Origin of the sequence: Pseudomonas sp. SbOxS1 (assembly GCF_013416725.1) — a bacterium.
Taxonomy (GTDB): Bacteria; Pseudomonadota; Gammaproteobacteria; order Pseudomonadales; family Pseudomonadaceae; genus Aquipseudomonas.
The window spans coordinates 283,156-303,847 of record NZ_JAAVXC010000007.1 but is presented as its reverse complement, the minus strand read 5'-3'; the positions used below and the strand labels follow the sequence as shown (position 1 = coordinate 303,847).

Sequence of the window (20,692 nt, the reverse complement as noted above, 5' to 3'; positions counted from 1 at the left end):
TACGTGCAAGAGTCTATGCGCAGCTATGTGCGGGTTCTTGCCCATGGGCCGTCAGTGTCCGAATGTCGTGTTTATGCATAGGGAGTTGCCATGAAGTGCGCGCTGGTTGTGGACGATCATCCGGTGATTCGCGGTGCAGTCAAAATCGTGCTCAAGCTGGAGGGATACAAACGTATCTTTGAAGCGGCCTGCGGTAATGAAGTCCTGTCGATGATCCGCGAGCATAAACCGGAACTGGTGGTGCTGGACCTCAACATCCCGAAGCTCGACGGCCTGGATGTACTGGCACGGATCCAGATGGAAGAGGCGCACTGTCGTGTGGTGGTGTTCACGGCCCAGGAACCGGCGTTTTTCCAGGATCGTTGCATGCGTGCCGGTGCCGTGGCCTACGTGGCGAAGACCAACGATCTGCAGCATTTGCACAAAGCCGTGCATGCCGTGATGGCCGGCTACACCTATTTCACCCGGCTGCCTTCGAGCTCGGTGTCGGCAAACCAGGTACTACGCAGTGAAAAGCAGTTGATCAACAGCCTTTCGGACCGCGAGTTGTCCATCTTCCTGCACCTGGCCCGGGGCACGAGCAACAAGGAAATCGCCGAAATCCTGCACGTGAGCCACAAGACCGTCAGCACCTACAAAACCCGCCTGACTGAAAAACTCAACGTGAAGTCGTCGGTGCATCTGCGCGATCTTGCCCAGCGTCATCACCTGATCTGAATGAACACTATTCGATATCTGCTGTTGGCGCTTTGCCTGGGGGCATCGAGTGTCTTTGCGCAGCCGCAAGTATTGACGTTACTGGGCCGCTCCAGCGTGGACGGCCAGGTGCTGTCGTTGTCGGCAGCCGATTCGCGCTGGCTGCAACAAAAAGCCCGTTTGGTGCTCGCCGTTTCAGCGCCGGATTATCCACCTTTCGACATCACCACCGATCACGCGCTCGAGGGGGTGACGGCTGACTACGCCGATCTGCTGCGGCAACTGCTGCGAGTGGAGATCGAAGTGCGACGCTACTCATCCCGCGAAGATGCCGTTCGAGCCGTCAAGCAAGGGGCGGCAGACCTGCTGGGAACGTCCAACAGCTTCGAGTCCCAGGACCGCCAATTACAAATGTCCCACGCCTATGCAGTGGATCAGCCGGTATTGGTGACCCGCATTGATTCACCCCAGGTACTCGACCCGACACTGGCCGGCAAGCGCCTGGCAACGCTCTATCACTACTTGCCTGAACAAAACGTGCAGCAGTTCTATCCCCAGGCCCGGCTCCAGCTTTTCCCCTCGACACTGGCAGCGGTTGGCGCAGTCGCCTTCGGCCAGGCGGATGTTTACCTGGGCGATGCCATCAGCGCCCATTACCTGATCAGCAAAAACTACCTGAACAACGTTCAGCTGGCGGATTTCTCGCCCATGGAATCGGGGCGCTTCGCCTTTGCCATGGCCCGCGACAACCCGGCGCTGCAGCGCATTGTCAACAAGGCCCTGGCGGCGATAACGGCCAATGAACAGATGAACATCCTGCGCCGCTGGGGAGCGAGCGGGGTGTCCATGCCGGGCACCCAGTCACTGCAATTGAGCGTGGCCGAGCAACGTTGGCTCGACCGCCACCCACGCGTGAGTGTGGCGATCAACGAGAACATCCCGCCGATCACCTTCATGGACAGTGAAGGCAGGTTCCGCGGCATCGGTGTCGATGTGTTGGCGAAAATCAGCCTGCGTACTGGCCTGCAATTCGACATCCGGGGCATGCGCTCAGTGGCCGGGATGCTGCAGGCGATCAAGAGCGGCCAGGTCGATGTGCTGGCCGGCATCGGCCTGAGTTCCCGGCGTGAGGAAGACTTGTTGTTTACCCGGCCATTCCTGACCAGCCCCTCGGTGTTGGTGACGCGCCTGGCGCCGGACAGCCCCAGGACCCTGGATGATCTGGCTGGAAAAAACCTGGCGCTGACCGAGGGCAATATCGCTGGCGAGTTCATTCGCCAACACTTTCCGTCGATCGGTTTTGTCGATGCGCCACTGTCGGCCGACGCCATGGAAATGGTTGCCCAAGGCAAGGCGCAAGGTGGCATCAACTCGTTGATCAGCGCCCGCTACCTGATATCCCGGCAGTACCGTGATCGCCTCCAGGTCACCAGCACGGTGGGCATCGATCCCGCGCGCAGTACCCTGGCGACCGGTCGCGACGACACCGAGTTGCATTCGATCCTGGACAAGGCCTTGCTCAGTATCCCTCCCGAAGAAATCGACGACCTGATAATGCCGTGGCGCAATGACCTGATGGTGGAGCAGAGTTATTGGTTGCGTCATCGACAGACGATTTTCCAGGCGTTCGCCGCCGCCGGCACTTTGCTTCTGCTCGCCCTGGCCTGGATCGCCTGGCAGCGCCGGCAGATCCGCCAGCGCCAGCAATGGCTTGCCCGATTGCAGGAGGCCAAGGACGCCGCCGACGATGCCAACCGGGCCAAGACCACGTTCCTGGCGACCATGAGCCATGAGATCCGCACGCCGATGAATGCCCTGATCGGCATGCTTGAGCTGGCTCTTAAAAGCGCCGAACAGGGCGTTACCGACCGTGCGGCCATCGAGGTGGCGTCAAATGCCGGGCAACAGTTGCTGGCCTTGATCGGCGACATCCTGGACATTGCCCGTATCGAGTCCGGGCATTTGTCGCTGATGCCGGAGCGGGCCAATCTGCAGGCGCTGGTGGTGTCGGTGTGCCGGGTCTTCGAAGGCCTGGCCCGGCAGAAAAACCTGCAGTGGCGCATCGACCTGGACGAACACAGCGACCGCGATGTGTTGATCGATCCCACGCGTTTCAAGCAGGTGCTGTCCAACCTGCTGAGCAATGCCATCAAGTTCACCCACAAAGGCGAGGTCAGCCTGAGATTGCGGGTTGTGCCCGCGTCGCCGGACCGTCTCGCGGTCAGTGTGTGTATCGAGGACAGCGGCAGCGGTATCAGTACTTTTGACCAGCAACGCCTGTTCAGCCCGTTCGTGCAAGCCGGCAATCGTCAGGGCTCAGGCAGGCAGGGCTCCGGCCTGGGGCTGGTGATCAGCCGCACGCTGTGCGAAATGATGGGGGGGCGCTTGCAACTCGCCAGCGTCCTGGGGCACGGCACCCGCCTGGACATCAGTCTTGAACTGCTGGCATTGCCGACGTTGCCCGCCGCTGAAAGGGTGCCGAGTGAAGCGCTGGCAAGGACCCGCCCTTTGACCATTCTGGTGGTGGATGATTACCCGGCCAACCGGCTGCTTCTTTCGCGGCAACTGAGTTACCTCGGGCACCAGGTGCTGCTCGCGGAGGATGGCCAGCAAGGTTTCGAGCAATGGCGCGAACACGTCTGTGATCTGGTCGTCACCGACTGCAACATGCCAGTGGTCAGCGGTTATGAGCTGGCGGGTGCGATCCGCGATGAGGAGCGCTTCCAGGTGGGGCCACCAACCTTGATCCTGGGCTTCACCGCCAGCGCGCAACCCGAGGAGAAACGGCGTTGTATTGAAGCGGGCATGGACGATTGTCTGTTCAAACCCATTCGATTGGTCGACCTGAGCGTATGGTTGGCCAGCAGATTTCCCGGCGAATCGGCAGGCATGCCCGAAGCGCCGCCCATCACCGAAATCGATCTGAGTGGGTTGCAACGCTACACGGGGGCCGACAGTAAACTGATCGTGCAACTGCTGCAGGATCTGGCCGTGACCAACCGCGAAGATCGTGAACGTCTGCTGCAAGAACATGCCAGCGGTAATCGCCATGGCTTGAAAGACCTGGCGCACCGCATCAGGGGTGGGGCGCAAATGGTCCGGGCGCAGGCGCTGGTGGCGTGTTGCGAACAACTGGAGCATGCCTGCGCCGAAGGCGATGCCTCACTGATCGACGCCGCCGTCGATCAGTTGTACAGGGCCATGACGCGCCTGGAAAAAACGTTAGAACAGGGCTGAGGCTTGATCCTGGCGGTTTAATCCCAGGCTGGCGCAAGGCCCTTGGGGCTGGTCAGGCGATGGCCGCGATCCAGGCTGGCGATCGATGCCATGTCGGCATCGCTCAACGTGATGGCGCTGGCCTTGAGGTTGCCGGCGAGGTTGGCGCGTTTGGTCGACGAAGGAATCACGCCATAGCCCAGTTGCAGGGCCCAGGCCAGGGTGACTTGTGCCGGGGTCGCCTGAAGGCGATCGGCGATCTGCGCAATCACCGCATCCTTGAGCACTTCACCGTAGGCCAGGGTCATGTACGAGGTGATGTGGATGCCCTGGCTTTGCGCGAACTCGACGACCTGGCGGTTTTGCAGGTAGGGGTGCAGTTCGATCTGGTTGGTGGCGATGTTCTCGGCGCCGACGGAGGCTATCGCCTGTTTCATCAGGTCGATAGTGAAGTTGGAGACACCGATCTTCCGGGTCAGGCCCAGCTGTTTGGCTTCGAGCAAGGCCCCCATGAATTCCTCGACCGGCACCTGGTCTTCCGGCGACGGCCAGTGGATCAGGGTCAGGTCCAGGTAGTCAGTCTGCAGTTTGTGCAGGCTCTCCCTGAGGCTGTCGATCAGGCGATCCTTGGCGAAGTTGGCGATCCAGATCTTGCTGGTGATGAACAGGTTTTCACGGGCAACGCCGCTGGCGGCGATGGCCTGGCCGACGTCGGCTTCGTTTTCGTAGATCTGCGCGGTGTCGATGACCCGGTAACCCAGTTCCAGGGCGGTGCTCACCGAATCGATGACCACCTGGCCTTGCAAGCGAAACGTACCCAAGCCGAAAGCGGGGATAGACATGAATGACTCCAGAGGTTGCAGTGGGAATGGCCGCGAGTATCCGCGCCTGCATCCGTGAGAAAAACCGCTGGATGGGCAAAGCAATGTTTACCGCAAGTCATGAATAGGAGCAGGGTGATAAATTGACTGTTCTGACGCCTTCGCGGGCAAGCCACGCTCCTACAAGGTCACGATAACCTGTAGGAGCGAGGCTTGCCCGCGAAGGCCGCGACTCGATCTATGGTCCTACCCCCGCGCCTCAAGAATCATGCAAGTCGTCGTCCCCGTCGCATACAACCGCCCATCCACATCATAAATCCGCCCCTCGGCGAGCGCCGTCGAACGCCCCAGATGCACGATCTTGCCCTCGGCCCGCACCGGTCCGCTGGCGTTGTTCAGGGCCCGGACATAACTGATGCGCAGATCCAGCGTCGTATAACCCTGGCCTTTCTTCAGTTGCGTATGGACCGCGCAACCCATGCACGAATCCAGCAGGGTCGCGGCATAACCGCCGTGCACGGTGCCCAGCGGATTGTAATGCCGCGCATCCGGCGTGCCCTGAAAGACGAACAGCCCGGCGGACCATTCAATAGGGATGAAATCCATCAGGGCCCCAATGGGCGGCGAGGGCAGTTCACCGTTGCCGATGCCCTCGAAAAACTCGGCGGGCGACAGGGCGCTGACTTCGGCCAGGGACAAACTGCCAGGCCCGGCCAGGCGGGCGCGCATGGCCTGTTCCTGGGCGATCCATTGAGCGAGCGTGGCCTCACGGTTTGGGCTTTGCATGTACAGGTCCTCAGCTGAGAAAATATTATGATTGTAATTTTTCAGCATGTTATGCCCAAAGTAAAATCTGCGCTACCCCTCAAACCAGCTTGCCGCTGAAAGCTTGCAGCTACCCTCAGGCAATATCACTGCGGCTGAACTCCTCGCCAAGAAAGTCGATCAAGGTCCGCACCGACGGCAGCAGGCCACGGCGTGACGGGAAGATCGCATGGATAACGCCACTTCTTGGCGCCCAGCCCGGCACCAGTTCGACCAGCTGGCCGGCGGCGATCTCATCGCGCACCACCACGCTGGGCAGGTGGACAATCCCGATGCCGGCTACCGCCGCGTGGCGCAAGGCCAACAGGTCATCGGTGACCATCCGCGGCGCGTGCCTGATCATCGCACTGCTGCCATCGACGCCAAATAATTCCCACTGGTACTCGCGCTGTACCGCCCCCCAGTGCAGGCTCGGCAAGCCACTGAGGTCAGCCGGGGAGGCGGGGGTCGACAGATGTGACAAAAAGGTCGGACTGCCCACCACGCTCTGGGTGCTGTTACCCAGCACCTTCATCACCATGTCGGTGTTTTCCAGCGGCGGAAAACGCACGCGCAAAGCGATATCGAATCCTTCGTGGATCAGATCGACCCGCCGGTTTGTACTCTCGATGAACAACTCCACCAGCGGATATTTGAGCAGGTAGCGGGTCAGCATCGGCCCGACCCAGGAATTGAGCAACGCCGTTGGACAACTGATACGCACCACGCCCTGGGGTTCGGAGCGGTTGCGTTCGATCAGTTCGGCGGCGCTTTCCGCCTCCACCCGCATCGCCAGGCAACGCTGGTAATAAGCCTGGCCGATTTCAGTCAGCGAACAATGCCGGCTGCTGCGATGCAGCAACCTTACGCCGAGGCGTTCTTCGAGTTCGGCAATGCGTCGGCTGAGCTTGGACTTGGGCATGTCCAGGGCCCGCCCGGCCGCGGCGAAACCCTGATGTTCCACCACTTGGGTGAAGTAGTAGAGGGTGTTGAGGTCTTCCACCATCGTTCTCCAGATAGAACGCTAAAGCTGATTTTTGCAGTCTAGCGCAGCAAAGGTCACGGTTTTAAGCTCTGTCCATGGCTTCACCCACCTCATCAGGAGACACCATGAAAAACATCATCGGTATCTACACCAGCCCGCGGGCCCATTGGGTCGGCGACGGCTTTCCGGTTCGCACGCTGTTTTCCTACGACAACCTGGGCAAGCACATCAGCCCGTTCCTGCTGCTGGATCATGCCGGCCCTACCGAGTTCACCCCGACCACCGCGCGACGTGGCGTTGGTCAGCATCCGCACCGGGGGTTCGAAACCGTGACTATCGTTTACAAGGGCGAACTGGAACACCGCGACTCCACCGGCAGTGGCGGCAAGATCGGCCCCGGCGACGTGCAGTGGATGACCGCGGCCTCGGGGATTCTCCATGAAGAGTTTCACTCCGAAGGTTTCGCCAAGAGCGGCGGCACCCTGGAAATGGTGCAGTTGTGGGTCAACCTGCCGGCCAAGGACAAAATGGCCGACGCCGGTTACCAGACGATTCTCGATGGCGACATCCCGAGCATTGCCCTGAAGAACAACGCCGGCAGCTTGCGCTTGATCGCCGGTGAATTTGAAGGCCACAAAGGGCCGTCGCGCACCTTTACCCCAATCGACGTCTGGGACCTGCGCCTGAATGCCGGCAAGTTGCTCACGCTGGATCTGCATGAAGGACGCAACACCGCACTGGTGGTGTTGCGCGGCACGATCGAGGTCAACGGCCTGGAGTCGGTGCGTCAAGGGCAGTTGGCCTTGTTCGATCGCAAGGGCGATCAGATGACCCTCCAGGCCAGCGAGGACGCGGTGGTGCTGCTGCTCAGTGGCGAACCGATCGACGAGCCGATCGTCGGCCACGGTCCGTTCGTGATGAACACCGAGCAGGAAATCCACCAGGCGTTCGCCGACTTCCAGTCCGGTCGCTTCGGCCAGATGCACGGTTAATCCGCTTCGCCCCGACACCCCGCTCTACACAGGATGAGTAGGCCGGTTCCCAGGCCAGGGAGGGCTGTTGCCTGTCAAAAGAGGAAACACTGATGAACACCGTCAATGCGGCCAACTTCAATGGCCAGAAACCGACGATCGACCCCAATGACAGCGCCATGCTGTTGATCGATCACCAGAGTGGGCTGTTCCAGATCGTCAAGGACATGGATGTACCGCAACTGCGCGCCAACGCCATCGCCCTGGCCAAGGCGGCCACCTTGCTGAAGATGCCGGTGATCACCACCGCTTCCGTGCCGCAAGGGCCGAACGGGCCGCTGATTCCGGAAATCCACGAGGCGGCACCCCATGCCCAATACGTGGCGCGCAAGGGCGAAATCAATGCCTGGGACAACCCGCAGTTTCACGCGGCGGTAAAAGCCACCGGCAAGAAAACCCTGGTGATCGCCGGCACCCTGACCAGCGTTTGCCTGGCGTTTCCGTCCATTGCGGCGGTGCATGAAGGCTACAAGGTGTTTGCCGTGGTCGATGCCTCGGGCAACCACTCCAAGTTGGCCACTGATCTGACAGTTGCCCGCCTGGCCCAGGCCGGGGTGGTGCCGATCGACATCATGGCTACGCTCTCAGAGCTGCAAGGCTCGTGGAACCGTCCGGACGCCGAGCAGTGGGCCGCTGTCTATGCCCAGGCCATGCCGCATTATCAATTGTTGATCGAGAGCTACCTCAAGGCTCAACAAGTGGCGAACGAACATGAAGTGCTGGATTCGCAGCGCTAACCGGGACACCCACGCCGACTTTTCGGCATCGATAACACGCGAGGACTACTGCCATGACAACTTCCTACAAGCGTCTCGACAAGGACAACGCCGCCGTACTGTTGGTGGATCATCAGACAGGCCTGCTGTCGCTGGTGCGCGACATCGACCCGGACCGGTTCAAGAACAACGTGCTGGCCCTGGCCGACCTGGCCACGTACTTCAAGCTGCCGACTATCCTCACCACCAGTTTCGAAACCGGCCCCAACGGCCCGCTGGTGCCGGAGCTCAAGGCACAGTTCCCGGATGCCCCGTACATTGCACGCCCCGGCCAGATCAATGCCTGGGACAACGAAGACTTCGTCAAGGCGATCAAGGCCACCGGCAAGAAGCAATTGATCATCGCCGGCGTGGTCACTGAAGTCTGTGTAGCGTTTCCGGCACTCTCGGCGCTGGCCGAAGGCTTCGATGTCTTTGTCGTCACCGATGCTTCCGGTACGTTCAACGAGCTGACCCGTGAATCGGCGTGGAATCGCATGTCCACTGCTGGCGCGCAGCTGATGACCTGGTTCGGCCTTGCCTGCGAGCTGCACCGCGACTGGCGCAACGACGTCGAAGGCCTGGGCACGCTGTTCTCCAACCACATCCCGGACTACCGCAACCTGATGACCAGCTACAGCACCCTGACCAAGTAACCCGGCACGCATCGCCCCCTGTAGGAGCGAGCCTGCTCGCGATGGTCGTCAACGATAACGCGTGCTGTCTGGATGAACCCGTCGCCCTCTGGTTCTTCGCGAGCAAGCTCGCTCCTACTACACTCTGGCCAATGTGTGCGATCTTTCGCACATTGTCCCGTGCCGGAGCTGCTTGATGCTGTCGTTACTGACCGAACACCCGCTGGTTTGCGCCTTGGTCCTGATCCTGACCGATCTGGTGTTGTGGCGCTTGATCGGTACCCGTGGCCACAACGTGAAACTGCTTGTGCGGGTGGTGATTTTCTCGCTGTTCAGCCTGGTGCTGTTCAACGAAGGCATGAACCCGCTGGAACCCGCGCCCTGGGACGACAACGTGCCGTTGCATCTGGCGGCCACCGGGTTGCAGATCGGCTGGTGGCTGTTCGCTGCGCGTACCCTGACCGTGCTGATCGGTGCGGGCATGATGCAGCGGGTGGGGCACACTGGGCGACTGCTGCAGGACTTGCTCGGTGCCGTGATTTTCCTGATCGCGGTCATCGCCGCCCTGGCTTACGTACTCAATCTGCCAGTCAAGGGCGTACTGGCCACGTCCGGCGCCTTGGCGATCATCGTCGGCCTGGCCTTGCAAAGCACCCTCAGCGATGTGTTTTCCGGGATCGTGCTGAACACCACCAAACCCTATCAACTGGATGACTGGATCGCCATCGACGGCACCGAAGGCCGGGTCATCGATATCGATTGGCGGGCCACGCGCTTGCAGACCTCCCAGGGCAGCATGATCGTGATCCCAAACTCGCTGGCGGCCAAGGCCAAGATCACCAACTTCAGCCGGCCCAGCGATATGTTCGGCCTTTCGATCAGCTTGCAGGTCAGCCCCCATGTTCGCCCGCAAACCGTGATTGATGCCCTTGAACGTGCGATGCAGGGCTGCCGGACCTTGTTGACCTCACCTGGCGGCAAAGTAGCGCTCAAAAGCTCCAGCCCTGCCGGCAACGAATACGAAATCAGCGGGTTTGTCGCCTCGATGAGCGAAAAGCGCTCGGTACGCAATCAGCTGTTCGATCTGGCGTACCGGCATTTGCGCGCATCCGGGATCCATTTGCTGTCTAGCGTCGAACCCAACCCGTCCAGCGACCTCACACGGCCACGGGCGCTGCTCGACAGCTCACCGCTGTTCTCCACCCTGCGCCACGATGAGAAAGAAACCTTCAGCCAGAACATGTCCCTGCAATCCTTCCGCACCGACGAGACGATACTGGAGGCGGGGGAGGTCAGCGATCACTTGTTCATCATCGAGTCCGGGGTGGTCTCGGTCACGCTCAACCGTCACGGCACGCCCATCGAATCCGGGCGCATGGGGCCGGGGGAGGTGATCGGCGAGGCCGGCATCCTGACCGACAGCGCGCTACCCGCCCAGTTCACCGCGAAAACCCCGTGCACGCTTTATCGCATCGAAAAGCAGTACCTCAAGCCCTGCCTGGATGCCCGCCAGGACATCAACGATGCGATGAAGACCTTGCTGGATTTCCGCCTGAACAAGGCAAAGTCGCTGATCGCCGATGTGCCCGTCATTGAGCCGAAGAAAGGGTTCTTGCACTGGCTGCGCAGTCGGGTGTGACGGGAGGATGGCCCCTACGCGGGCCATTGGCCTCCTCGACTTCTGCCGGATTGGCTATTTGTGCGCGCCGCCCCGGGGGCTAACGTAGTGACACACCCACTTGCCCAGGAGCATGCCATGCAACCGCGTATCGATTTCTACACCGCTTCCCCTGACGCCCTCAAAGCCATGATCGCCCTGGAAACCGCCGTTTCCAAACTGCCACTGGAAAAGTCCCTGATCGAACTGGTCAAGCTGCGCTCTTCGCAAATCAACGGCTGCGCCTTCTGCATCGACATGCACACCGCCGACGCGATCAAGGCCGGCGAAACCCCTCGTCGCCTGTTCGCCGTGACAGCCTGGCGCGAGGCGCCATTTTTCACCGAGCGCGAACGCGCCGCACTGCTCTGGACCGAATCGCTGACCCAGCTCAGCCTGACCCATGCGCCAGACGAAGACTACGAAGTGGTCGCCGCCCAGTTCACCCCCAAGGAAATGGTCGACCTGACCGTCGCGATCAACACCATCAACGGCTGGAACCGCCTGGCAGTGGGCTTCCGCAAGACGCCTCAGGCCTGATTTTACGTCCATGACCAGTGCCGAGCCTCAATGGGCATCGGCACTCGGCGCCGCCGGTGGTTGCACCTTGCGCATCAAGGGCACCATCGCCGTGGCGACGATGAAGCACACCATGATCATCAGGAACGCATCGCCGTAGGTTTGTGTCTGCGCCTCGCGGTAGGTCAGCAGCCAGAGCTGGCGCAGGCTGGCGGTGACACCCAGGTCGCCGCTCTGGCCAAGGGCGGCGAAGTTGTGGCCGACCTGGGACAGCCACTGGTTGAGCGCTTCGTTGGTGCTGTTGAGGTTCTCCGCCAACCGGGTGAAATGCAGGTTGGTGCGGTCATTGAGGATGGTCGCGCAGGCGGCGATGCCGATGGCGCCGCCCAGGTTGCGCATCAGGTTGAACAACCCCGAAGCGTGTTTCAGTCGTGCTGGCGCCAGGCCGCCGAGGGTCAGTGTCACCGCGGGCGGTACCGCCAGTTGCTGGGCGATCCCGCGCAGCGCTTGCGGCAGCATCAATTCCTTGGCTCCCCAGTCATGGGTGATCGGGCTGAAATCCCACATCGACAAGGCGAACAGGCCGAGGCCGGTCATCATGATCCAGCGCAGGTCGACGCGGTTGGCCAGAAAGGCGTACAGCGGAATCGCCATGATCTGGAACACACCGGTGGAGAAAACCGCGAGACCAATGTCCAGCGCGCCGTAGCCACGTACCCGGCCGAGGAACAGCGGTGTCAGGTAAATGGTCGCGAACAGGCCGATGCCGGTGACGAAGGAGAAGAAGCAGCCGAGGGCGAAGTTGCGGTCTTTCAAGGCACGCAGGTCGACGATCGGGTTGGCCACGTGCAGGGTGCGGCCAATGAATGCCAGGCCCGCCAGGCCGCTGATCCACGCCGTGGTCAGGATCGTGCGGTCGCTGAACCAGTTCCAGCGCGGGCCCTCTTCGAGGGTGTATTCCAGGCAGCCGAGGAACAGCGCCAGGAACACCATGCTCAGATAGTCGGCGCCCTTGAGCAGCGACAGTTCAGGCTGGTCGATCTTCACCAGCATCGGCACGGCCACGGCCACGAAAATCCCCGGCACCAGGTTGATGTAGAACAGCCAGTGCCAGGACGAAATGTCGGTGATCCAGCCACCGATCACCGGCCCCAGGGTAGGCGCCAGGGACGCCACCGCGCCGATGGTTGCAGCAGCGATCACCCGTTGCTTGCCGGTGAAGAAAACGAACGCCGTGGTGAACACCATCGGGATCATCGAGCCGCCGAGAAAGCCTTGCAGGGCGCGGAAGGCGATCATGCTCTGGATGTTCCAGGCCACGCCGCACAGCAGGCTGGTCAGGGTAAATCCCACGGCGGATGCGCAGAACAACCAGCGCGTGGAGAACACCCGGGACAGCCAGCCGGAGAGGGGGATCACGATGATTTCGGCGATCAGGTAGCTGGTCTGCACCCAGGCGGTTTCATCGGTGCCGGCGGAGAGCCCGCCGCCGATGTCGCGCAGCGACGCCGAGACGATCTGGATATCCAGCAGCGCAATGAACATGCCGATGCACATGCTGGCGAAGGCGAAAACCTTGGTCGCCGTCGCCATGCTCGCGGCATTGAACGGTTGTGCCGGGGCGGCGAGGGCGCGGCTCATGGCGCGCTGGCCACGGCTGGCGCTTCAGGCTCCTGGCGCGTGTCCACTTCGGCGGTGACCGACAGGCCGGGGCGCAGGTGGCCAAGCACGCCGTCGGCCGGGTCGAGGTGGATGCGCACCGGTACCCGCTGGACGATCTTGGTGAAGTTGCCGGTGGCGTTTTCCGGTGGCAGCACGCTGAACTGTGAACCGCTGGCCGGTGCCAGGCTGTCCAGATGACCATGGAATTCCTGGCCCGAAAGCACGTCGGCGTGAATGATCACCCGCTGCCCCGGCACCATGCGCGCCAGTTGATCCTCCTTGAAGTTGGCATCGACCCACAGGCCGCTGGACGGTACGACCGACAGCAGCTGCGAACCGGCCTGGGCATACGCGCCAACCCGTGCCCGTCGATTACCGATCACCCCATCCACCGGCGCGCGAAGTTCGGTGTAGCCGACGTTCAACTGCGCCAGGTCGCGCTCGGCACGGGCCTGAACCAGGGCCGCGCGGGCTTGTTGTTTCTGCGTGGCGATTACGTTCAACTGCCGCTGCGCCGCCAGCAGTTCAGCCTGGGCGCGGTTGCTTTGCGCCTGGGCGGTCTTGAATGTGGCGTTGGCCCGTTGTGCGCTTTCCACCGAGACGGCGTTGGTGCTGACCAGCTTTTTGTAGCGGGCATCGTCGTCCCGCGAACGGGCGGTTTCGGCACCGGCGGCATCGATGCCGGCGCGGGCCTGGCCGATCACGGCCTGTTGCAGTTGTTCGGTGGCGTCGAGGTTGGCGAGCAGGGCTTCTTCGGCCGCGACTGCGCCTTCGGCCTTGGCCAGGCGGGCGCGGTAGTCCCGGGAATCGAGGCGGATCAGCACATCTCCAGCCTTGACTTGCTGGTTGTCGGTGACCCGCACTTCCTCAATGTAACCTGCGACTTTGGGACCGATCACCGTCACATCGGCGCCGATATAGGCATCATCGGTCTCCTCGATGAAGCGACCGCTGGTCCACCAGTGTGAAGCGTACAGGCCAGCGAAGATCAGCACGGCGATGCTGGCTGTCAGCAGCAACAAACGCTTGCGCTGGGGCGACCTGGATTGCGCCTGGACAGCAACTTCGGGATCGGGACTGGGCATGCTGGTCATGGAAAACACCTGTGGTCTGCGGGCGATTATTACGATAGTAATATGACGCATGTAATATTTACCGGCAATTTCTTTTTCCTACCGACCGTCAGATGGGAGCAGCGGCGCGTAGGGGAATTCGTGGAGAAAATGTAGGAAACCGGAAGGAAAAATGTGAGGCAGCCAGGTCACGTTATACAAAATGTTAGATGTGTTGCGGAAGTGTAATCGCGATCTTGCATAAGACCGAGCGGCGCCCTGACGATGAAATACATAGACGAAACGGCACCACGCCTTTTCAGAGCCGTCAGGAAGTCAGGTGCCGAATTTCATTCGCGCTTTACCTCGTCATCCCCGCCCAAAAGCGCTCCTGCCGGCATTGCTGCTGGGGCTCTGCGGGGCGCCGTTGCATGCGGCCGAATTGGCCGCACCCGGGCAAGAGGTCCTGCGCCAGCAGCAGCAGCAACAGCGTGACCTGCAGCAGTTGCAGTTGGAACAGCGCATTCGGCAACTTGAACGCGGCAGCCTGGGTCCAGGGCCAGAGACTCGGACAAAGCCCACTGCAGTCACTGCTGATGAGCGTTGCTGGCCTTTGTCCGGGGTGCGAGTCGGCGGCGCGACCCTGATCGAGCGGCAAAGTCTCGACCGGAAAATCACCCCGTTGGTGGCGTCATGCATGGGTCCCGGCCAGATCAACCGGCTCCTGGCAACCATCACCGAGCTTTACGTGCAAGCAGGCTACATTGCCAGTCGGCCCTATCTGAGCGCCCCCCCTGAGGCGGGGCAGTCGCTGGATATCCTGGTCGATGAAGGTTACGTCGAGTCTATCGAACTGGCGGATCAGAGCCTGCCCATCTCTCTTGGTGGGGCGTTCCCGGGAGTGCTCGGCAAGCCCTTGAACCTGCGGGATCTCGAACAGGGCTTGGACCAGTTGAACCGCCTGCGCTCATTCGACTTGAGTGCCGACATTGTTCCCGGCGGGCAGCCCGGTGCGTCGCGGATCATCCTGCTCTCTCGCAGCAGCGGCAAGTCGCGCTGGGCACTGAACCTGGGCCAGGACAATCTGGGCGGCGCACGCACCGGGCGCGACCGCAGTAACCTGAGCCTGGTGGTCGATTCTCCACTTCAATTAAACGACGTGTTGAGCCTGGGTTTCAGCGACACGCTGAACCAGGGCGACCGCTTCAGCCGCAGCGTCAGCCTGTACTACGCCGTCCCTTACGGTTACTGGACCTGGAGTGTATTGGCAAGCCATGCCGAATACCGCGCGCCGTTCAAAACCGTGGCGCTGCGCCTGCACAGCACCGGCACCACCGAGCAGTTTGCCCTGCGGGCCGATCGGGTGTTGTGGCGTGGCCAGAACCAACTGCTCAGCGCCAACCTGCAATTGGCGCACAAGGCTGTCGACAGCTACCTGAGTGATTCCCGCCTGACCATCCAGAGCCCGACCCTGACCGTGGCTGAAACCGGTTTGAACCTGTTCTGGCTCGACAGTGCAGTGTGGAACCTGGACGTCAACTACGCACAGGGCTTGCGCTGGTTCGGCGCGGATGATGACTCTGATCGTAAGTACAAACGCCAACCCAGGGCCCAGTTTCGCAAGTACCGCGCCGGCCTCGGCCAGTGGCGTACCGGCCAGCTCGGCCAACTGGCCTGGCAGTGGCAGAGCCAGCTCAACGTGCAATACAGCCCCGACCCGCTGCCCGCCATCGAACAACTGCTGGGTACCGATGACGCAGCGGTGCGCGGCTATCGGCTCAACAGCGCATCCGGTGCCAGTGGCGCGGTCTGGCGCAACACCCTGCGGCTGCCACTGAACTCCGATCAAGCGCTGCGCATCACCCCGCGCCTGAGCCTGGACAGCGGCTGGATCAAACCCGTTCGCGATGCCCCCAGCCAACGCCTGAATGGCGCCGGCCTGGGGGTCAACCTCGCCTGGAAAAACCTGCAAGTGGATGTCGATTACCAACGCAGCCTCAACACACCTGACGGTTTCAGGACCGAACCCGCGGTGTGGCTGATGCGAGTCGGATTGCAGCTCTGAGCACCACCAACCCGCCGATGGTCCTGTGTGCGCCAGCCACGGCAGTCCTTCTTGCGCGCCGCGACATTGCACCTGAAATGAGAGGTTTTTATGCCTGCACACGCATTTGCATTTTATCTATCGCCAAGAGGCCAGCTGCGCTGGGCAATTGCCAGCCTGTTGCTGGTACTTCCCCTGCCCAATGTACTGGCCTCGGGGGTCGTGGTGGCTCCCGGCCCCGGCGGCGTTGCCCAGCTGCAAACCCAGAACGGCGTGCCGATCATTGACATCGTTGCTCCCAACGGGGCCGGTCTTTCCCACAACCAGTTCCTCGATTACAACGTAGACCGCCAGGGCCTGGTGTTGAACAACGCGTTGCAAGGCGGGGTGTCGCAACTGGCCGGGCAACTGGCTGCCAACCCGCAGTTCCAGGGCCAGGCCGCAAGTGTGATTCTCAACGAGGTGATCAGCCGCAATGCCTCGACCATCAACGGCACCCAGGAAATTTTCGGCCGCGCTGCCGATTACATACTGGCCAACCCCAACGGCCTGTCGGTCAATGGCGGGGGCTTTATCAATACGCCCAACGCGCACCTGGTGGTCGGGCGTCCGGAAGTGATCGACGGCCAGCTGCACGCCTTGAGCACCCGCAACGTCGGCGGGGAGCTGGCGATAAAGGGCGCCGGCCTGCACAACAATGAAGGCTCGATCAGCCTGATTGCGCCGCGCATCGACAGCGAGGGCAAGATCGCCGCCCGCGATCAGTTGCACGTCACGGTCGGTCGCAACTCGGTGGATTACCCCAGCGGTCAAGTGACCTACGTTGATCCCACCGGTTTCAGCGCTGACAAACGTATCGATGCGCGACTGTTCGGCGCGATGCAGGCCGGGCGCATCAACATTATCAGCACTGCCGAAGGTGCTGGCGTGCGGGTGGGGCCGGTCCAGGTCGAAGGCCGTGACGGCGTGCAGATTCGTTCCGCAGGCGACCTGGCCATTAGCGGTGGAGTAGTGGGCGACGAGTACGTATTCACTCCCGCCAGCCTGCGCAGTACCCAGGGCGATATCGGCCTGTACAGCGGCGATGACCTGAGCCTGGCTGCCACGGATGTGACCGGCCGGGACGTTCAGGCCCATGCGGGACGCAACTTGACACTGACGACCTTTGAGGGCCGCAAGCGCCATGAACTCTTCAGGGACGCCCCGGGTACCTGGGAAACCTTCGAGGAGAAGCAAACTCACAACGAGCTGCGTCACCATGGCAATCGGGTGAGCGGCAGTCGCGACGTGCATCTGTCGTCAGGCGCCGACATGGATATCAAGGCCTCGAAAGTCAAGGCCGGGCAGCAATTGCAGGCGCAAAGTGCCGGCAACCTGCGCCTCACTGCCGCCACCGAAAGTGTTACGGATACCCACGAGGGCAAGCATCGCAAGTTCCTCTGGAGTGAAAACTGGGAAACCCGCGAAGAAAAACAGAGCAGCATGGTCACCGAGCTGCAGGGCGACAACATCGCCTTGACCGCCGGGAACCTGTTGCGCACCGAAGGGGCCAAGCTGGACAGTGACCACGACATCCAGCTCGCCGCCCAGCGGGCGGAAATTACCACCACCAGCCATACCAACAGCAAGAAGGACGACCGTTACCGCGGTGATCTGGTGGGCGGGGCGTTTTTCGGCAAGAAGGGCCAGGAAGACCAGTTGGGCACCTGGCACCAGGGCAGCGCCATCAACGCATCGGGTCGCCTGATCATCCAGGCCGACGACGTGCACGTGACCGGCAGTCAGGCGCGCGGTGCGACCGATTCGGCGGTCATTAGCGACGTTGGGTCGCTGGTCGTTGATGGGGTAGTGCAGACCTCCCGGTCCTCAACCTACAACAAGGACAACAAATTCCTCGGCATTGTACAAAAGACCTCTAGCCACGGCAGCGATGACAGCATCACCCTGCGCAGCAAGTTGAGCTCCGACAGCAACCTCTCCGTCAGGAGTCGCAAGGACATCGAGGTAGTGGGTTCGACGCTCAAGGCCGGTGGCACCCTGACTGCCAACGCCCAGGAAAACGTGAATGTGCACTCGGCGCAGGACAAGACCAGCCGCACATACATCAGCAAACACCGCGGCTTCGACGCCTATACCAAGGAAAATGCACCGGGCGCCGGGCAATATCGCGCCGGTGTACGTTACTCGGCTAACGAAAAGACCGAACGCCGCAGTGAAACCCGCAATGAAAAATCGAGCCTGCGCGGCGCCGAACTGCACGTCAACGCTGGCGGTGACCTGAAGGTAAAAGGCGCCGAACTTGCAGCCACCAAAGGCGATGTGAACCTCAGCGGCAAGACCGTCCAACTGCTGGAGGAGAAGGACATTCTCACCACTTCGACAGAACGGAGCACCACGGGAGGCGGTATCTACGTCACCGGCGGCCTTGACCGCCTGGGCAGCGGCTCAGAAATCGGGCATTCGGCGTCGAAGGACACCACCAGCAAAACCACCGCCCAGACCACCTCGGTCGAGGGCAGCGGCCAGGTCAGCATCAACACCGGTAAATTGGTCACCGAAGGCGCACAGGTCACTGGCAAAAAAGCTGTGAAAGTTGCGGCCGATGACGTAGAAAACCGGGTGGCGCAGAACACCGACAGCACCACTCACTCGGAAAACAACTCCACAGTCGACGCTGGTATTAACGTTGAATACAAAAACATAGCCCGCCCCGTTATCAGCGCCGTCAAGGATGTGCTCACCGGCAAAGTGCCGGACATCTCAGGGGTGGGCAAACTTGGCAAGCCTAATCTTGGGATCGACCTTGGCGTGGGCCATAAAAGCGCCGGTTTCGAGGAGCACAACAGCAATGTGCTGGTCAGTCAGTTCACCGGTGGCGCCGTGGACGTCAACGTCAAAGGCACGCTACTGGACCAGGGCACGCGCTGGGATGCTAACAACGGCGCGTTGAACATCAGCGCCGAGCAGTTGATCGCCGAAGCCGCCCGCAACACCCATGACCGGACTGACACGGTGGTGGATGCCAAGGTCGACGCACGGGTCTACACCACCACCGGCGAAGACGTAAATGTCACCGCCAACGGCGAAGGCGGCAGCAGTCGCATCCACAAAGAGACGTCCACTGCGGTAGTCGGGCGCTATGCCGGCAAACAGGGTGTGAATGTCGAGCTGGGCGGTAGCGGCCGGTTCGAGGGCAGCGAGTTGGGCGGTGGCAAGGCCGGCGTCAAGGTCGAGACCGGCGGCACATTGGCGATGAACCAGGCCAACGACCGTGAACTCAACGAGAACTCCAGCCTGCGCGGCAGTGCCTGGATCAAAGGCGATACCTTTCCGGGAGCGGAGGGCACCAATATTGACGTGGGCGGTGGCGCCCAGCTGGATTACAAAAATGCCAGCACCGACGGTAGCAGGGCCCACGTTGCCAGTATCAAGGCAACCGGTCCCGTGCAGTTGAGCAGCGGCGGCGATCAGGTTCATCAAGGGACAGCCATCGATACGCCGGCACCGATTGAGTTGATCAGCAACGGCAAACTCGACCTGCAAGCGGCCACCGATACCGAACAGACTCGCGGGCTCAACCTGGGTGGCGGCCTGAATCTGGGCGGCAGCAAAACCAGCAGCGAGATGACTGACGAGAACAAGGGCCTGTTCAACGCCAACCTGAACGCCGGCCGGGTCAATGAAACCAGCCGTTCCCTGTCGGGCGGGCAGATAACCAGTCAGGAAAGGATCACCCTGGCGGGCGAGTCGATACATCTGCAAGGCACTCAACCCAGCGCACCGGACGTACGTTTTGTTGCCGGGGAGGGCGGGCTTAATCTTGAATCGGCTCAGTCGAGCAAAACCCGCGACAACTGGAATGTCGGACTCAAGGGCGGTGGCAACCTTGGTGGCACTACGCCGACGGCCGCGGATCCAGCGGGGGTAGCGTCCATCGACTACGGCTTCAATGGCCAGGCCAAGATGGGGATCGATAACCTGCGCAGCACCACTGCGCAGAACAGCCTGACCAAGGCCGACCGCGTGGAGCTCGAAAGCGCCGGTGATATGCAACTGGCGGGTGCGCGGATCGATGCCGGTGCGGTCAGTGGCAAGGTCGGCGGTGACCTGACGGTGCAAAGCCGGCAGGACCAGCTCAACCACAAGCGTTTCAACGTCGACCTCGGCCTGACTGGCAACAAGCCCGCGCCGGCAGAACCCGACAGCGTCGCGACAAACGCGGTCCCCAAGGCCTTCGATTACAAGCCGACTTTCAAGTTTGATGGCGAGTATGCGTACAAGGTCAGCGTGAGCCAGGCCACCGGCATCAACGGCACCCAGGGCGTAAACCTCGCCGTGGGCGGCGCGACACAACTGACGGGGACCCGCATCGCCTCGCCAGAGGGGCGCGTTGACCTGGGCGACTCCAAAGTTGGCACTACGAGCCTGAGCAACCTTGATCACCGGATCAAGGCCGGTTTGGAACTGCCACAAAAACCGGCACTCGAGGGCGTGAAACTCGAGGTATCCACCAGCGATCTGCAAACGCTTAACTTCGGCCCGGTCAGTGTGGGCAGCCGATTCGATACCGATTCGCTGCAGGCAGGTATTGACGAGGGCAAACTCTAACCCAACCAGCAGGCTCCCACGGTTTTGGCGAGACATACGCCCACGTACCCCTGTAGGAGCCGGCTTGCTGGCGATGGCGGCGTAACATTCGCCATCGCCAGTAAGCTTATTTGCAGGCATTTACCGCAACGTCGACGGGTGCACGCAGTCGCGGGTGTCCATGATGACTTGCGGTGGCCTGGCACCGCGGGACGGCGTCAGGACTTG

The 20,692-nt window shown here is 61.6% G+C and carries 14 protein-coding genes; 9 read left to right on the top strand and 5 right to left on the bottom strand.

The genetic code is table 11. The annotated features are described in order from the left end of the window. Positions 1 to 90: 90 nt before the first annotated feature. Both HFK74_RS11855 and HFK74_RS11850 read left to right on the top strand, forming a co-directional pair. Positions 91 to 717, top strand: coding sequence for a response regulator transcription factor (locus HFK74_RS11855; RefSeq protein WP_180203658.1), 627 nt, complete (start codon positions 91 to 93; stop codon positions 715 to 717). Further along, entirely contained in the window at positions 718 to 3,933 is a 3,216-nt protein-coding gene (locus HFK74_RS11850) for a transporter substrate-binding domain-containing protein (protein WP_180203657.1), read from the top strand. Positions 3,934 to 3,950: 17 nt separating this feature from the next. On the opposite strand, the gene dkgB is transcribed toward HFK74_RS11850, so the two are convergent. The 3 genes from dkgB to HFK74_RS11835 all read right to left on the bottom strand — a co-directional run bounded on the left by dkgB (position 3,951) and on the right by HFK74_RS11835 (position 6,543). Next, positions 3,951 to 4,754, bottom strand: a complete 804-nt coding sequence (dkgB, locus tag HFK74_RS11845) for a 2,5-didehydrogluconate reductase DkgB (protein WP_180203656.1) — start codon at positions 4,752 to 4,754, stop codon at positions 3,951 to 3,953. A gap of 225 nt (positions 4,755 to 4,979) precedes the next feature. Beyond that, positions 4,980 to 5,519: a PaaI family thioesterase gene (locus HFK74_RS11840; RefSeq protein ID WP_180203655.1), complete on the bottom strand. Its 540-nt coding sequence runs from the start codon at positions 5,517 to 5,519 to the stop codon at positions 4,980 to 4,982. A 115-nt stretch (positions 5,520 to 5,634) separates the two neighbouring features. After that, positions 5,635 to 6,543, bottom strand: a complete 909-nt coding sequence (locus HFK74_RS11835) for a LysR substrate-binding domain-containing protein (RefSeq protein WP_180203654.1) — start codon at positions 6,541 to 6,543, stop codon at positions 5,635 to 5,637. Positions 6,544 to 6,647: 104 nt separating this feature from the next. On the opposite strand from HFK74_RS11835, the gene HFK74_RS11830 reads away from it, so the two are divergent. From HFK74_RS11830 to HFK74_RS11810, 5 genes are all read left to right on the top strand, one after another. After that, positions 6,648 to 7,514 carry a pirin family protein gene (locus HFK74_RS11830; RefSeq protein WP_180203653.1) on the top strand — a complete coding sequence of 289 codons (867 nt, stop codon included), beginning with the start codon at positions 6,648 to 6,650 and terminating at the stop codon, positions 7,512 to 7,514. A 92-nt stretch (positions 7,515 to 7,606) separates the two neighbouring features. Then, the gene (locus HFK74_RS11825; RefSeq protein ID WP_180203652.1) at positions 7,607 to 8,290 is read left to right on the top strand and encodes an isochorismatase family protein; all 684 of its coding nucleotides are present in this window, start codon (positions 7,607 to 7,609) and stop codon (positions 8,288 to 8,290) included. A 53-nt stretch (positions 8,291 to 8,343) separates the two neighbouring features. Next, positions 8,344 to 8,964: an isochorismate family cysteine hydrolase YcaC gene (gene ycaC / locus HFK74_RS11820; RefSeq protein ID WP_180203651.1), complete on the top strand. Its 621-nt coding sequence runs from the start codon at positions 8,344 to 8,346 to the stop codon at positions 8,962 to 8,964. A 175-nt stretch (positions 8,965 to 9,139) separates the two neighbouring features. After that, positions 9,140 to 10,582, top strand: a complete 1,443-nt coding sequence (locus tag HFK74_RS11815; protein ID WP_180203650.1) for a mechanosensitive ion channel family protein — start codon at positions 9,140 to 9,142, stop codon at positions 10,580 to 10,582. Positions 10,583 to 10,699: 117 nt separating this feature from the next. Continuing rightward, positions 10,700 to 11,140 (top strand): carboxymuconolactone decarboxylase family protein, encoded by a 441-nt coding sequence (locus HFK74_RS11810; protein WP_180203649.1) that lies wholly within the window; start codon positions 10,700 to 10,702, stop codon positions 11,138 to 11,140. 27 nt (positions 11,141 to 11,167) lie between these two features. On the opposite strand, the gene HFK74_RS11805 is transcribed toward HFK74_RS11810, so the two are convergent. Together HFK74_RS11805 and HFK74_RS11800 are read right to left on the bottom strand one after the other, a co-directional pair. Beyond that, positions 11,168 to 12,760, bottom strand: a complete 1,593-nt coding sequence (locus HFK74_RS11805; RefSeq protein ID WP_180203648.1) for a DHA2 family efflux MFS transporter permease subunit — start codon at positions 12,758 to 12,760, stop codon at positions 11,168 to 11,170. Then, positions 12,757 to 13,875 carry an HlyD family secretion protein gene (locus HFK74_RS11800; RefSeq protein WP_180203647.1) on the bottom strand — a complete coding sequence of 373 codons (1,119 nt, stop codon included), beginning with the start codon at positions 13,873 to 13,875 and terminating at the stop codon, positions 12,757 to 12,759. The genes HFK74_RS11805 and HFK74_RS11800 overlap by 4 nt, the downstream gene beginning before the upstream one ends. Before the next feature lie 298 nt (positions 13,876 to 14,173). Here HFK74_RS11800 and HFK74_RS11795 point away from each other — a divergent pair, with 298 nt between their 5' ends. Next, positions 14,174 to 15,898 carry a ShlB/FhaC/HecB family hemolysin secretion/activation protein gene (locus HFK74_RS11795; RefSeq protein WP_180203646.1) on the top strand — a complete coding sequence of 575 codons (1,725 nt, stop codon included), beginning with the start codon at positions 14,174 to 14,176 and terminating at the stop codon, positions 15,896 to 15,898. A gap of 90 nt (positions 15,899 to 15,988) precedes the next feature. Continuing rightward, a complete protein-coding gene (locus HFK74_RS11790) occupies positions 15,989 to 20,485 on the top strand; it encodes a hemagglutinin repeat-containing protein (RefSeq protein WP_180203645.1) in 4,497 nt (1,498 codons plus the stop codon). Positions 20,486 to 20,692 lie beyond the last annotated feature (207 nt).

Bases quoted from the DNA above. Each gene is read 5' to 3' on its own strand.
- HFK74_RS11855 (WP_180203658.1), top strand. From the start codon at position 91: ATGAAGTGCGCGCTGGTTGTGGACGATCATCCGGTGATTCGCGGTGCA.
- HFK74_RS11850 (WP_180203657.1), top strand. From the start codon at position 718: ATGAACACTATTCGATATCTGCTGTTGGCGCTTTGCCTGGGGGCATCG.
- dkgB (WP_180203656.1), bottom strand. From the start codon at position 4,754: ATGTCTATCCCCGCTTTCGGCTTGGGTACGTTTCGCTTGCAAGGCCAG.
- HFK74_RS11840 (WP_180203655.1), bottom strand. From the start codon at position 5,519: ATGCAAAGCCCAAACCGTGAGGCCACGCTCGCTCAATGGATCGCCCAG.
- HFK74_RS11835 (WP_180203654.1), bottom strand. From the start codon at position 6,543: ATGGTGGAAGACCTCAACACCCTCTACTACTTCACCCAAGTGGTGGAA.
- HFK74_RS11830 (WP_180203653.1), top strand. From the start codon at position 6,648: ATGAAAAACATCATCGGTATCTACACCAGCCCGCGGGCCCATTGGGTC.
- HFK74_RS11825 (WP_180203652.1), top strand. From the start codon at position 7,607: ATGAACACCGTCAATGCGGCCAACTTCAATGGCCAGAAACCGACGATC.
- ycaC (WP_180203651.1), top strand. From the start codon at position 8,344: ATGACAACTTCCTACAAGCGTCTCGACAAGGACAACGCCGCCGTACTG.
- HFK74_RS11815 (WP_180203650.1), top strand. From the start codon at position 9,140: ATGCTGTCGTTACTGACCGAACACCCGCTGGTTTGCGCCTTGGTCCTG.
- HFK74_RS11810 (WP_180203649.1), top strand. From the start codon at position 10,700: ATGCAACCGCGTATCGATTTCTACACCGCTTCCCCTGACGCCCTCAAA.
- HFK74_RS11805 (WP_180203648.1), bottom strand. From the start codon at position 12,760: ATGAGCCGCGCCCTCGCCGCCCCGGCACAACCGTTCAATGCCGCGAGC.
- HFK74_RS11800 (WP_180203647.1), bottom strand. From the start codon at position 13,875: ATGACCAGCATGCCCAGTCCCGATCCCGAAGTTGCTGTCCAGGCGCAA.
- HFK74_RS11790 (WP_180203645.1), top strand. From the start codon at position 15,989: ATGCCTGCACACGCATTTGCATTTTATCTATCGCCAAGAGGCCAGCTG.